This is a genomic window from Acholeplasma hippikon, assembly GCF_900660755.1.
GTDB classification, from domain to species: Bacteria; Bacillota_I; Bacilli_A; order Acholeplasmatales; family Acholeplasmataceae; genus Acholeplasma; species Acholeplasma hippikon.
In genome coordinates, this window is the sequence record NZ_LR215050.1 from 1,410,185 (window position 1) to 1,423,682 (window position 13,498).

10 protein-coding genes are annotated in these 13,498 nt (G+C 32.1%); 9 read left to right on the forward strand and 1 reads right to left on the reverse strand.

The genetic code is table 11. From position 1 onward, the window contains the following. Positions 1-4 precede the first annotated feature (4 nt). Genes EXC59_RS06800 through EXC59_RS06820 form a run of 5 tightly spaced genes read left to right on the forward strand, consistent with a single transcriptional unit; the run spans position 5 to position 6,882 of the window. On the forward strand, positions 5-970 hold the full coding sequence (locus tag EXC59_RS06800) for a glycoside hydrolase family 130 protein (protein WP_162163942.1): 966 nt from the start codon (positions 5-7) through the stop codon (positions 968-970). After that, positions 957-2,084: an AGE family epimerase/isomerase gene (locus EXC59_RS06805; RefSeq protein WP_035368785.1), complete on the forward strand. Its 1,128-nt coding sequence runs from the start codon at positions 957-959 to the stop codon at positions 2,082-2,084. The genes EXC59_RS06800 and EXC59_RS06805 overlap by 14 nt, the downstream gene beginning before the upstream one ends. A 1-nt stretch (position 2,085) precedes the next feature. Next, the gene (locus tag EXC59_RS06810) at positions 2,086-3,234 is read left to right on the forward strand and encodes a glycoside hydrolase family 130 protein (RefSeq protein WP_197723488.1); all 1,149 of its coding nucleotides are present in this window, start codon (positions 2,086-2,088) and stop codon (positions 3,232-3,234) included. A 4-nt stretch (positions 3,235-3,238) separates the two neighbouring features. Beyond that, positions 3,239-4,552 (forward strand): immunoglobulin-like domain-containing protein, encoded by a 1,314-nt coding sequence (locus EXC59_RS06815; protein ID WP_162163943.1) that lies wholly within the window; start codon positions 3,239-3,241, stop codon positions 4,550-4,552. Next, entirely contained in the window at positions 4,549-6,882 is a 2,334-nt protein-coding gene (locus EXC59_RS06820; RefSeq protein WP_051658976.1) for a cellulase family glycosylhydrolase, read from the forward strand. Before EXC59_RS06815 ends, EXC59_RS06820 begins: the two co-directional genes overlap by 4 nt. A gap of 83 nt (positions 6,883-6,965) precedes the next feature. Here EXC59_RS06820 and EXC59_RS06825 read toward each other — a convergent pair whose 3' ends face one another. Next, the gene (locus tag EXC59_RS06825) at positions 6,966-7,874 is read right to left on the reverse strand and encodes an N-acetylglucosamine kinase (protein WP_035368787.1); all 909 of its coding nucleotides are present in this window, start codon (positions 7,872-7,874) and stop codon (positions 6,966-6,968) included. A 94-nt stretch (positions 7,875-7,968) separates the two neighbouring features. Here EXC59_RS06825 and EXC59_RS06830 point away from each other — a divergent pair, with 94 nt between their 5' ends. The 4 genes from EXC59_RS06830 to EXC59_RS06845 all read left to right on the forward strand — a co-directional run bounded on the left by EXC59_RS06830 (position 7,969) and on the right by EXC59_RS06845 (position 13,492). Continuing rightward, complete coding sequence (locus EXC59_RS06830) at positions 7,969-8,694, forward strand: GntR family transcriptional regulator (RefSeq protein ID WP_035368788.1); 726 nt, start codon at positions 7,969-7,971, stop codon at positions 8,692-8,694. 112 nt (positions 8,695-8,806) lie between these two features. Further along, on the forward strand, positions 8,807-10,840 hold the full coding sequence (locus EXC59_RS06835; protein ID WP_162163944.1) for a DUF4185 domain-containing protein: 2,034 nt from the start codon (positions 8,807-8,809) through the stop codon (positions 10,838-10,840). Then, positions 10,837-12,609, forward strand: a complete 1,773-nt coding sequence (locus tag EXC59_RS06840; protein ID WP_162163945.1) for a DUF4185 domain-containing protein — start codon at positions 10,837-10,839, stop codon at positions 12,607-12,609. The genes EXC59_RS06835 and EXC59_RS06840 overlap by 4 nt, the downstream gene beginning before the upstream one ends. Then, positions 12,590-13,492 (forward strand): carbohydrate ABC transporter permease, encoded by a 903-nt coding sequence (locus EXC59_RS06845; RefSeq protein ID WP_197723489.1) that lies wholly within the window; start codon positions 12,590-12,592, stop codon positions 13,490-13,492. The genes EXC59_RS06840 and EXC59_RS06845 overlap by 20 nt, the downstream gene beginning before the upstream one ends. The last annotated feature ends 6 nt before the right edge of the window (positions 13,493-13,498 follow it).

Consider the following 13,498-nt stretch of genomic DNA (forward strand, 5'->3'; position numbering starts at 1 on the left):
TAGCATGAATATAAAAAACTTTCCATGGGAAGATAGAAAAGAAAATGATACATCGCCAGTATGGCGATATAGTAAAAATCCAATCATTGGTAGATATCCAGTTAAAAATATTGCAAGAATTTTTAACAGTGCAGTATTACCATATCATGATGGATTTGTAGGTATTTTTAGAGCTGAGCAACATGATGGGGTACCATTCTTACATGTGGGATATTCTAAAGATGCGATTCATTGGGATTTTGAAGAGTCAAAAATTAAAGTATATGATGATAATAATCAATTAGTTGAATACAGATATATGTATGACCCTAGATTAGTAGAAATAGAAGGGACATATTATGCAATTTTCTGTACAGATAATCATGGGGCAACCTTAGGGTTAGTTTCTACAAAAGATTTTAAAACATTTAAGAAAATACCTGATCCATTCTTACCGTTTAATCGAAATGGCGTTTTATTCCCTAGAAAGATTAATGGTAAATATATTATGATGTCTCGTCCATCAGATTCTGGACATACACCATTTGGAGATATTTTCTTAAGTGAATCAAAAGATTTAATGTATTGGGGAAACCATAGATGGTTAATGGGGAAAAATCATCTTTGGTGGCAAAACATTAAAATTGGTGGTGGCAGTATACCAATTGAAACAAAAGAGGGATGGTTAATTTTCTATCATGGTGTTACAGGTACTGCAAACGGATTTGTTTACAGTATGGGGGCTGCTATTTTAGATTTAGAAGATCCAAGCATTGTTAAATATAGATGTAATAACTATTTACTTACACCAAGTGAACCATATGAAGAAATGGGATTTGTTCCTAATGTCATTTTCCCATGTTCAGCATTGTTTGATGAAAAAACAGGAAGAATCGCAATCTATTATGGTGCAGCAGACAGTTATATCGGACTAGCCTTCACAAAGCTAGATATCGTCACTGACTATATCAAGACCCATGCAGAAAAATGAAATATTTAAAATCTTAATAGAAGAAATATATCCTTTTTGGAATCATCTATACGATGAACGTGGAGGCTTTTTTGGAGATGTCAAAAATGATGGAACCATTCAGATTAATGCTTCTAAAGGTGCATTACTTCAACTAAGGATATTATGGTTTTACAGTAGGTTATACCAAGTCTATCCGAAAGATGAAGTAAAAACATATGCCAAACACGCATATGATTTTGTGAGTAAGTATTTAATAACAAATAAAGGAACGATTTGGGAAGTTGGATCAGACTTTAAAGTAACTGATGATACAATTCATATATATTACCAAGCATTTACGGTTTACGCGTTAACAACTTATTATGAATCATTTAAAGATAAAGAGGCATTAAAAAAAGCTTTAAATACTTTTAAGATTATGGAATCGATGCGTGATGAAAATGGCTATAAAGAGCAATTAAACGATGAGAATCGTTTAGCAGACTTAGGTTTTAAAGCTGATAGAACAATGAATTCTATACTACATATTATTGAAGCTTATACGCAACTTTATAAGGTGAGTAAAGATAAGAAAGTATATGAGGCTTTAATTTTTAATTTAAGATTAGTTGTAGAAAAAATCTTTAATAAAGATGAAGGAAGACTTGAGGTGTTCTTTGATGAAAAGTTAACATCTTTAGTGGATTATCATTCTTACGGACATGATATTGAAGCCAGTTGGTTACTTGATTTAACACAAGCATTTATTAAAGATAAAAAGTTAAAAGATGATTTAAAACTTGTGACTAAACAACTTGCCAAAGTTACGTTAAATGAAGGGTTTGATGGAAACTTTTTAATAACTGAAAAAGTATTAGGACATCAAAGTGAGACCTATGTTTGGTGGCCACAAGCTGAAGCAGTTATTGGATTTGATAGAGCATATGAGGAAACTTATCAAGATTGCTTTAAAGTTGCAAGAGATAAAATTTTAGAAAATATATTCGTGTATTTTAAAGATAAAAAAATAAAAGAATGGTATTGGGAATTAACAAAAGATTTTAAACCAGTTTTAAGTAGACCACTGGTTTCTAATTGGAAATGTCCTTATCATAATGGCAGAATGTTAATTGAACTACTAAAGGAGATTTAACATGGGGATGTTAAGTAGATTAGAAGTTAAGAGAAAAAAATTAGTTAGACGTAAAAACAAAGTGGATAAAACTTTTTATAACGGGGTTGTTTCACGTTATAAATACCCAGTACTTACCCATGAACACATACCTATTTCATGGAGGTTTGATTTAGATCCTAAAACGAATCCCTATGAGATTGAGCGCTTAGGGATAAATGCTGTATTTAATAGTGGAGCAATCTACTTTAAAGGTGAATTTTATTTAGTACCACGTATTGAAGGGACGGACAGAAAATCATTCTTTGCCTTAGCAAAATCTAAAAGTGGAATTGATAAGTTTGAAATGATTGAACCGATTATCTTTGATCGAATTGGAGATGAAACCAATCTTTATGACATGAGATTAACAGAACATGAAGATGGATATATTTACGGTATTTTTTGTAGTGAATCAATTAATCCGGAAAAACGTGAATTAATGGATGCGGTCGCTAAAGCAGGTATTGTTCGCACGAAGGATTTAAAGACTTGGGAAAGACTTCCAAATTTAGAAACCAAAAGTCCACAACAAAGAAATGTCATTTTACACCCGGAGTTTGTGAATGGAAAGTATTTATTATATACACGTCCACAAGATGGATTTATTGATGTAGGTGGTGCAGGTGGTATATCGGCTGGATTTTTAGATTCAATGGAAAAACCAGTAATTGATGAAGAAATTTTAATTGATAGAAGAATTTATCACACGATTTATGAAACAAAAAATGGTGGTGGATGTGTACCAATTAAAACAAGATTTGGGTTTATCCATATTGCCCATGGGGTCAGAAATACAGCGGCAGGTCTTCGTTATGTTTTATACGCATTTATGACAGATTTGAATGACCCATTAAAAGTTACTTATAAACCAAGTGGATACTTCATGGCACCACAAAATGAAGAACGTGTTGGGGATGTATCGAATGTCTTATTCGCTAATGGAGCGATTTTAAAGGATGATTTAATTTATTTATACTATGCATCATCTGATACGAGATTACATGTTGCAACAATTCCAATTGAACGAATGCTTGATTATTTAATAAATAATCCAAAAGAAGCATTTAATACGTATGATTCAACAAAACAAAGAATTGAATTAATAAAAAGAAATAAAAAGGGGGAGTAAATAAATGAAGAAACTTAGTCTAATCATTTTATTATTGGTGTTAGGTTTAGCACTTGTTGCATGTACTGCGCCTACACAAACAGAAGAACCACCTAAAGATGAAACTGCACCTGTGATTAATGGGGTGAAAACAATTTATCATGAAATTGGTGCGGATGTACCAAATTTCTTACAAGGTGTTTCAGCATTTGATGAAACAGATGGTAATGTAACCGATAGCTTAGTTGTTGATGCAAGAAACGTCAACTTAGGTAAAGAAGGGTTATATACCATTACGTACTTTGCTTATGATAAATCAGGAAACCGTGGTAGTAAAGAAGCATCTGTAAATGTATCTGCACCAGATGTTGTTGACTTAACGCAACCAAACTATCCAGCAAAAGAAGGATTAATTAAAGCAGATATGGGTAGTTATACATCAATTGGTGATGATGAAGCAGAGTTAATTACACTACCTCCATTAATTACAATTGAATATAATGAAGCAGCATCAACTGATTTAACTTGGCAAACTTATCATGTTTTACAGTTAGCGACAAATAATTATTTAAGAAAGACACACCTAGGATTTAATGTTGTTGGTGGCGGGGTTTCAATCTATATTAAATTAATGACTTCTGATGGTAAGTTATTAATGGAAAGAGAAGTTGCCTCAACAATGATTTGGAGAGAAGTTGTGATTGAAATTCCTGAAACACAACGTCATTTATTAAATAAACCACTAGAATTATTTATTTATGCGCCAAGACCAACAGCAACACCACAATCAGGATCAGTATCTGTTTCTGGTATTTGGTTTGAAGGTGATAAAGAACCAAGTATTAAATTAGAATATGATGAAGTTGATTTTGAAACGGTTTATACTTTAGATATTTCAGATTTATCAAACCAATTTGATAGTTTTGATGATGAAGGTAAAGCGGGTAATGGATTAATGACGATTAGTTATCAAGCAGAAACTGGAGTAACTATTCAAAATAATGGTTTTAATGATTGGGCAAACGTTGCCTTTAGAGTACCTGATAAAGATTCAGAAGGTGATCCGTTAGTCTTAAATGAAGTAGAATTTGTGGTTATTAAATTATCGATTACAAGTGGTGCAATTGTTAAAGCGAAAGCTGATTGGAATTCACCAGACTTATTTGAATTTGATGGAACAAAAGATGGAACTATGCAATATTGGATGTTACCTGTAGGACCGAATGGCTATCCTGCTTGGGCAGCTGTATCAATCGCAGCAAGTTATTTACAACAAGGAACAAGTAGTGCAACAATCGTCATTGAAAAGATTATACTTGTTAAAAGTATAGGGCAATGATTGAAAAAGTATTTAGAAAAATAAGTATTGTTATCCTTTTAACCGTATTAACCTTATTATCAACAAACATCACCTATGGTGCAATTACTAAAAACACACCATTTGTTGAAGCGAAAAATGGAAAGTTTTATATAAGGGACGATGAATTTAGATTTGTAGGAACAAATAATTATTATTTACATTATAAAGATAAATTAATGATTGATGCAGTCTTAGATGATGCAAAAGAAGCTGGATTTAATGTGATTCGCATGTGGGGATTCTTAGATGGAGACTCAAACTCAATTACTGAAAATAAAGCTTATATGCAACCAGAACAAGGTGTTTTTTCAAAGCCATCTTGGGCTGAACATGATTTTGTGAGTGGCTGGGACCAAATGGATTATGCTATATCAGAAGCTGCAAAAAGAGATATTCGATTAATTATCGTTTTTACAAACTATTGGGATGATTTTGGTGGTATTAGTGAATATGTTAATTGGTATAATGAAAAATATGGTTATACAAGATTCCATCCAAATTATTTGCATAAAAAAGACTTCTATACAAATGAAGAAGTTAAATCTTACTATAAAAATTATGTAAGTTACTTACTAAATAGAACAAATCAGTTTAATGGTAGAAAATATATTGAAGATCCAACCATCTTCTCATGGGAACTAATGAATGAACCAAGAAACCCTAAACTAGAAGGTGGAAAAATAGAAGATGTAACCAATTGGGCTGATGAAATGAGTAGATTTGTTAAATCAATCGATCCGAATCATATGGTTGCCTTAGGCGATGAAGGTTCATTTGATAAAAGAGCAGATTGGGATTATATGAAACAAGCTCAACACATTTATGATGGTAGTGAAGGTGTTGACTTTGAAAAGGTATTAGCACTTGAAAAAATAGATTTTGGAACCTTTCACTTATATCCTGAAAGTTGGGGAATTAATCACTCTCATATGGAGTGGGGTAGAAAGTTTATTATAGACCACATTAATGTTGGGAAAACTTTAAATAAACCAGTTGTTTTAGAAGAATTTGGGATTAGTGCGAATCTAGGTAGAAATAGAGAACTCATTTATACTGACTGGCTAACTGCTGTTTATGAAAATGGTGGTGCTGGGGTAATGTTTTGGATGTATGCTAGCCTAGATACTTCAGATAATGCTGTTGATGGAGGATACTATCCAGATTATGATGGGTTTAGATTAGCTGAAATACCAGGTAAGTATAAAGAACTAGATGTCTTAAAAGATTTTGCTAAACGTTTTAGTGGTGTTGAAGTTCCGTTTGTTGAAAAGATACATGTAATTAGTCCTTATACAACAACTGGATATATTCAAATCGAAAGTGATTTATATGAAAATCAAATGTATCCAATTCATGTGATTGTAGATACAAAACGAGATGTTAAAAAAGTTGAAATGTATTTAGATGGTGAACTTTATACAACACTTAAATTCAATAAAGATACAAATCGTTATGAAACAAACTTTAATATGCGTCATATTTATAGAGGTTCTAACGTTTTCTTAGAATTTAAAGCATATGTTGGTTCAAATGTGATTCTATCAGAGGCAATTGAAATCAATCGTTTATTAAAATTTGATTACTTTGTGAACGAAAACTATGACTTTAATACACAGTATGGCGGAAATGATGTTCAACTTGTTTATTATGGTGCATATAATGCAGATTTTTTAAGTTCAACATGGTCAAATAAAAATGGTGGGATGATTAAAGTTTCAGCTAATCATAACCGAGATCACTTCTGGAGTGAAGTAAAACTCGAAGTGATGAACTTAAATAAACAACTCTTAGTTTCTAGCTATGGTGTTAGTTATGATGTTTATTATGAAAAGAGTAAACTAGTTGAAGGAATATTAAAACCTACCGATGAAGCATATGATACAGCACCAGGCTTTCGCCATTATGCAGCACTTGACCCAGGTTGGATGAAGATTGGTTTAAATGAACATAATATTAAATATTTTAATGTAGAAGAAGTAACGATTGATGGTGTAGTTTATCTTAAACAACATATCATGATTCGTTATAATGCCAATAGTAATCATACAAAGTTGGTTTTAGGTTTAGTAACAAACCACTTACTTTATGATGGTGATATCTACATTGATAATCTATCGTTTTATGGTAGAAAACTTTCTGGTGATGCGTTAGCTCCGGACGATTATATTGATTGGTATTTAGAGAGAGAAGAACAAAATCGAAAAGATAGACAAAAGAAACTTATCACAACAATCTCAATTGTTGGTGGAAGTATAGTTGTCTTAGTCGTTCCTGCAGTTATATTCATCATTAAAAAGAAGAAACAATAAGAAAGAGCGTGTATCATACACGCTCTTTTTTTATAAAAAAGAGACAACTTCATATATGAGTTGTCTCTTCATTGTTAAATCGGTTATAATTTAATTGCGTATAGTGCAGCTGCTAGTGCTGGGTCAACTGCAGGTTTTAAGATTTCAATGTGTTCATTGATACGTTTAATTTTTTTATGTAGTAAGTTTTTAAACTTGCCATCTACATTACCCAAAGAACCTACAATAACAATTTTTGGATGATGTAATTTTAAACGATGGAAGACTGCTTCAATTGCAAGTGCTAATTCAGATGTGGCACGTTCTACAATGATACTTGCAAATTCATGATCTAAGTTTGCATACTTTGTCACAAATGGTGCTAGTGATGCAACTTTGGTACGATTGTTGTGAAGTTCATCCATAATGGGGATAATATCGCTTGCTTCACTTAAATTAAGTTCAAAAGCGATGTCTTTAGCAAATGAATCCACTTGGTATCTGCCATCAAAACATCTAATCATGTAGCGAATAGCTTCCATACCTAAATGGTATCCAGAACCTAATTCACCTTCTTTATAACCCCAGCCACCTGCTTTATGACGATTGTTTTGTTTATCAAGACCGAATGCAACCATTCCGGTTCCACAAATTAAGCACATACCTTCATCAAAAAGAAGACCTGAGTATAACGCATTATACATATCATTTTCAACTTTAATTTTTGTTTCAGATGTGACACAAGGCAGTTGTTTTAAGATATCTTTGACTTTTTCTTTATCGTCTTTAAAGACAATCCCACCTAAACCAGCAAAAACGCCAGCAAGTTCAATGTCGTTTTTATCTAAAAATGGTTTTAAGGATTCATATATGTTTTGATAAGTTAGATAAAGTGGCACCGTATCAATTGATGATGGTCCACCGATACTTTCATAAATGATCTTTTCGTTTTCATTGATGATGATGACTTTTGTTTTTGTTCCGCCACCATCAATTCCTAAAAAATATTTCATTATAATCACCCAACTCCATTATACCATTTTTATGAATTGTTCCATATGTATTGTAAATGTATTTAATTGTGATAGAATTTAAGTGAGGTAACGTATGAAAAAGATAAGTATTGGTCCTTTATATCTTCAAGTGAGAAGTCACATGAAGAGTCGAATTGAATCAGGTGAATGGCCAGAAGGCAGTGTTATTCCTGGGGAAAATGAACTTGCTGAATTTTATAAGGTAAGTCGTGTGACCATGCGTACAGCCATTAAAGCGTTAGTTGATGATGGTACATTAGTAAGAAAAGCTGGATTTGGTACAACGGTTGCTATGAATAGAAGTTCAATGTCAAACTTCACCTTGGTGAGATCATTTACCAATGAGATGAATGAAATGGGTTTACCTAGTAAAACCATGCAAGTTGAACTTCGTATGATTGAAGCAGATGTTATTTTAGCAAGTATTTTTGGTATTCAACCAGGAGATAAACTCTATAATCTGAGACGTGTAAGAGGTACAGTTGTTCCAATACAATATTGTGATACTTACCTTTTACCAGTTGTTGAGATTCCAAATGATAAAGAAATACTTACAGGATCGCTTTATGCATTCTTAACCAAACAAAATGTATTCTTTTCTCACTTCGAAGAAGTGGTGACTGCTGTAAGAGCACCAAAACCAATTCGTCAAGCGCTTCTCATTTATGATGAATATACACCACAGTTAAAACGTAAAAGATTTAGTTATGATGACCGCAACAAATTAATTGAGTATACGGAAACCTTTTATCATACTGAACATTATGAATATCGCACAGAAATTTTTTACCGCAAATAAAAACTTGCGGTTTTTTTATTAAATTTTTTAAATGTATTAAAAATGTATTGAACAATGTTTTAATATATGATATTATTTAATTAGAAATCGTTTTCATACGAGGGGGATATCGATGAAAAAAATACTTTTCATACTCCTATGCATAAGTGTTTTATTAATTGCTTGTGTAAAAAAGGAAATCGTACTACCGGGAAATGATACATCAAAGTTTACAGAAACCGAAGATGATAAGTTAATCGTAGAAAGTGTTTTAGCCCCTAACTCCACAATTGATGGTTCGTTAGCAGCTTTTGCACGTTACGAGAAACAACCTAACGAATTTCCACTTACTTTTAAAGAATCTATTACAAGATTCCATCACCTCGTTTTTGAATTTGATGCAGTTTATCCAGTAAAAGAAATGGTTATCCACAATGAAGATTTAGTTTATATACATATTGAATATAGTTTTGACAAACAAGGATTTACAAGAATAAAGACAACAGACTTAAATAAAGGAGAAAATAGAATTTCTCTTGATGGAATAAATGCTTATGCCATACGTTTGGTCTTTCCTGATGATAAAAAATACACCATAAACGATGTTTACTTCACACTTGCCTTAGGCATGATTACTAAACAAAGAGAAGATTGGTTCAATGCTTTTTATCAACGAAAAGGATGGACAGGAGCGGATGGCATTTTTTCTTTTAACTTAGATGGTACACATCACCTTAATAATGATAGTGAAAAACTATTTATTTTCTCAGATACATTTGTTGGTGAATTATATGAAGAAGCTGAATACAGAAAGACGATGGTGATGATTAATAACTCAGTGGGTTATTTAGATCCTAAAAAACCACTAGGAGAAAACTTGACGTTTTTCTATAAAGAATCTTTATTAGGTGCACCTAAAACTGTTTTTACACCGGAGGCTTATCAAGGAAGACAATTAAGAAATCTGCTTGATTATGATGGGTTAAATCCAGGGGCGAGTAAGGATGGTTTATTAGTTAAAGATAGTTTTGGTAAACAATATTTAACTGAAGGTAATGAAGCAGAGTTTACAATTGACCTTCAAGCAGTAAAAACATTAAGTAGCATCAATATTTGGAACTATAACGATGAAGTAAGTTTTGGGGCAACGGAAGTAAGTATTTATTTATCTAATGACAACTTAACTTATACATTATTTGAAACAACAACATTAGCGCTTGCATCAGGTTCAAATGAAGAACAACTTACAAAATCTATTGAACTTTCAGAAGAAGCTAGATTTGTTAAGTTTTTGATTAAAAATAACGAATCAAAGATTGGATTAGGAAAAATATATATTGAAGATCATAACTTAGCACCACTCTTTGGCACTATCTTTGGAAAAGAAGCAGTAACTGAATTAAATGGAGTTGAAAACTCATCAAGACTTTGGCTACAAGATGGATTAGTTTTAAACAATAAATTTTATGTATATCCAATTTTAGTTAAAGATGTACCTGGTGCATTTAAAGTTCATTCAGTAAATTTAATTGAAGTACCAATAGTTAATAACAGATTAGTTTATGAAGAAACAAAATATTTAAATACACCACTACAAGTAAGAACTGATGATGGTGGAGAAATTTTCTATGGTGCAGGCATCATGGAACATGTAGATAAAGATGGATATATTTATATTTATGGTTATAAAGACTTAAACGGTAGATTCTTAACGGTTGCTCGCTATAAGCCAGAAGATATTAAAGATTTTAATAAGTATGAATTCTTTGATGGTGTTTCTTTCCAACGTGATATTAGAAAATCAGCGCCATTAATGAAAGGAGTTTCCGCAGAATTATCCGTAACTTACCTTGAAGAAGGTGAAAACAAGGGTAAGTACATGTTAGTTTCGATAGAAAATACCACATCAGGTAGAGTGGTTATAAGTTATAGTGATACACCATATGGACCATTTAGTCCATTTGAAATGATTTATCAAACAACTGAACATACATATTTAGATGCCTTTACCTATAATGCAAAGATGCATCCAAGTATTTCTAAACCCGGACGCTATATCATTACATATAACGTCAATTCAACAAATATGAATAGTTTAAGAAATTCACTCATTTATTATCCGAGATTTATAGAATTAATTGAGGTTAAGAGAAAGGAAGCGAAATGAAACAAGGGGATTTAATTAAAAAGTTAGCACTTAAACAGGGGAATCATACGATTGATTTAGATAGAATTTATCCAATTGGTGAAATTAAAGGTGTAACTAGCTATACGCTTTATATAGAAAATAAGAAAAAAACCGATTCAAATTATGCCAATAAAGTCGTTGTAGAACTAGATAAGGAAACGGAAGTTGAAATTTATTTAGGCTTAGGATATGTTGCCTTAGAAGAACCGACATGGACAAATCAGTTCTTAAGAAGTAATGGATGGAGTGGTGGAGACGGTATTTTCTCATTTAATTTAGATACAGGAGAAGATTGTTTCGACCAGGAAAAAGAATCAAATACATTATTTATCTTTGGTGATACGTTTGTTGGGCGTAGTGATGAAAAATCACATAAACGCTTAGAACCACATTTAATGATTAATAATTCAATTGCTTACTATAAAGATAAAAAACTTAATTTTAAAGTCAATGAATTATCGAATGGAAGTATTACTGGATTTTATCATTTAGATCCTAAGTTTGATAAAGTTGGGACAACTGCAGAAGAGTTAATTCGTGATCGATCACAAAAAAAATTTGGATACTTATCGGGGTATCATCCCAAAGATTTAAAATTAACATTTGATTTCCATAAAGAAAGAACATTTACACATTTAGAAGTAGAAAACTATTTTAATCCAGATGCTAGCTTTTTATATAAACGAGGCTTTAAAGAAGTAGAAATTTATGGGTCGAATGATTTAAAGACAGAAACACTCATTCAAAGTACAACATTTAAACCAAATGAATCTGGTAAAGAAATTCAAAAATTAGAGTTAAAAGGTCAATATAGATACTTAATCTTAAAAGGTATTTCTAACTATAATGATAAACAATTTGAAGAAGGTATTTTCGGGTTAAAAAAATTAAGATTTTATAACCATAAACAAGAATATAAAGATATTTATGCAAGTGCATCATCAACATTATTAGAAGAGGACGAACATTCTTGGATCTGGCTTCAAGATGGTGCAGTTGTTGGGGATACTTTATTCTTCTATCCATTTATTGTCAATAGTGATTTAAATCAGCCTGAAGGGTTACAGTTTAGAATTGTTGATATTACCCTTTTCCAAACAAAGATTAAAAATGGTAAGTTAGATTTTTCTACAACCAAACAGAAAAAAGCACCATTATTAAAAAAACAAGGCTTAACTGAATACATGTTTGGTGCAGGTGTATTTGCTAATACAGCTCAGGCTAATTCATTAAACCCAGATGGCTATATCTATTTATATGGATGTAAGACTACATGGGGATTAAGAGAATTAATTGTATCAAGAGTTAAAGCTGAAAACTATGAGTTCTTTGATGATTATGAATTTTATAGTAATGGTAAATGGGTAACAGAAATTAGTGAGGCAACAGGTTTATTAGAACATGTTTCAACTGAGTTATCTGTTACTGAAATTAGAGAGGGGCATCTAAAAGGTAAATACTTATGTGTCTTCACTTATGATGTGAATACACCTGAAGTAGCCTTTAGCGTAGGTGATAGTTTAGTAGGGCCATTTAGTAAACCTCAAACAATTTATATTACACCGGAACAATCTATATATAAATCAACAACATACACATATAACGCTAAAGCACATCCACATCTTTCAAAATCGAAAAAAGTTTTAGTAACTTATAACACAAATACTTACTCGTTTGACCATAATATGAGTGATTATCGAGTGTATCGACCAAGATTCTTAACACTCAATGACACGGAAAGAGAGTGAAAATGTGACCGATAAAGAAAAAGAAATTATTAAACCTTTTTGGACAAGAAAACGTAAAAGAATGGTTAGTAACACAATATTACATATCATTCTTTCACTAACCGCAATCATCTTTGTGTTCCCTTTTATTTGGATGTTATTTACAGCATTAAAAACGCCAGCTGAGTTATTAGCTGGAACGGATTCTTTTTTTCCAACGAATCCACAATGGAACAACTTCAAAGATGCAATCGAAAAAATTCCATTTTTCTTATATTTAAAAAATAGCTTAGTGATTGTCGCACTCGTCATGACTGGGACACTTTTCTCAGCAACCCTAACCGCTTATGCCTTTGCCAAATTAAATTGGAAGGGTAGAGATAAATGGTTCTTAGTGATGTTAGGAACCATGATGATACCAATGCAAGTCATTCTTATTCCATCATTTATTATGTATGTGCAAATTGGCTGGTTAGGAACCATTTTACCGATGGTAGTTCCTGCGTTCTTCGGTGGCGGAGCCGCATTCTACATATTCATGCTCCGACAATTCTTTAAGAATATCCCCAAAGACTTGTCGGAGTCTGCGATTATCGATGGTGCCAGCCACTTCAAGATTTTCTGGCACATTATGTTACCTTTATCAAAACCAGCATTGATTACAGTCGCCTTATTCGTATTTATGGCAACTTGGAATGATTATTTTGGACCATTAATTTTCTTAACAGATCCAGATCAATGGACCTTAGCTTTAGGCCTACGATCATTTCAAACCCAATATGGTGGGCGTTATGACTTAATGATGGCAGCAAGTATTCTCATTATGATGCCAACATTAATTATTTTCTTTGCAGCACAGAAACAATTTATAGAAGGTATTTCATTTACAGGAATAAAAGGATAAAAGGAG

What these genes read in the sequence shown, in the direction of transcription:
- EXC59_RS06815 (WP_162163943.1), top strand. Translation starts at nt 3,239, where the DNA reads ATGAAGAAACTTAGTCTAATCATTTTATTATTGGTGTTAGGTTTAGCA.
- EXC59_RS06800 (WP_162163942.1), top strand. Translation starts at nt 5, where the DNA reads ATGAATATAAAAAACTTTCCATGGGAAGATAGAAAAGAAAATGATACA.
- EXC59_RS06840 (WP_162163945.1), top strand. Translation starts at nt 10,837, where the DNA reads ATGAAACAAGGGGATTTAATTAAAAAGTTAGCACTTAAACAGGGGAAT.
- EXC59_RS06830 (WP_035368788.1), top strand. Translation starts at nt 7,969, where the DNA reads ATGAAAAAGATAAGTATTGGTCCTTTATATCTTCAAGTGAGAAGTCAC.
- EXC59_RS06820 (WP_051658976.1), top strand. Translation starts at nt 4,549, where the DNA reads ATGATTGAAAAAGTATTTAGAAAAATAAGTATTGTTATCCTTTTAACC.
- EXC59_RS06845 (WP_197723489.1), top strand. Translation starts at nt 12,590, where the DNA reads ATGACACGGAAAGAGAGTGAAAATGTGACCGATAAAGAAAAAGAAATT.
- EXC59_RS06835 (WP_162163944.1), top strand. Translation starts at nt 8,807, where the DNA reads ATGAAAAAAATACTTTTCATACTCCTATGCATAAGTGTTTTATTAATT.
- EXC59_RS06805 (WP_035368785.1), top strand. Translation starts at nt 957, where the DNA reads ATGCAGAAAAATGAAATATTTAAAATCTTAATAGAAGAAATATATCCT.
- EXC59_RS06810 (WP_197723488.1), top strand. Translation starts at nt 2,086, where the DNA reads ATGGGGATGTTAAGTAGATTAGAAGTTAAGAGAAAAAAATTAGTTAGA.
- EXC59_RS06825 (WP_035368787.1), bottom strand. Translation starts at nt 7,874, where the DNA reads ATGAAATATTTTTTAGGAATTGATGGTGGCGGAACAAAAACAAAAGTC.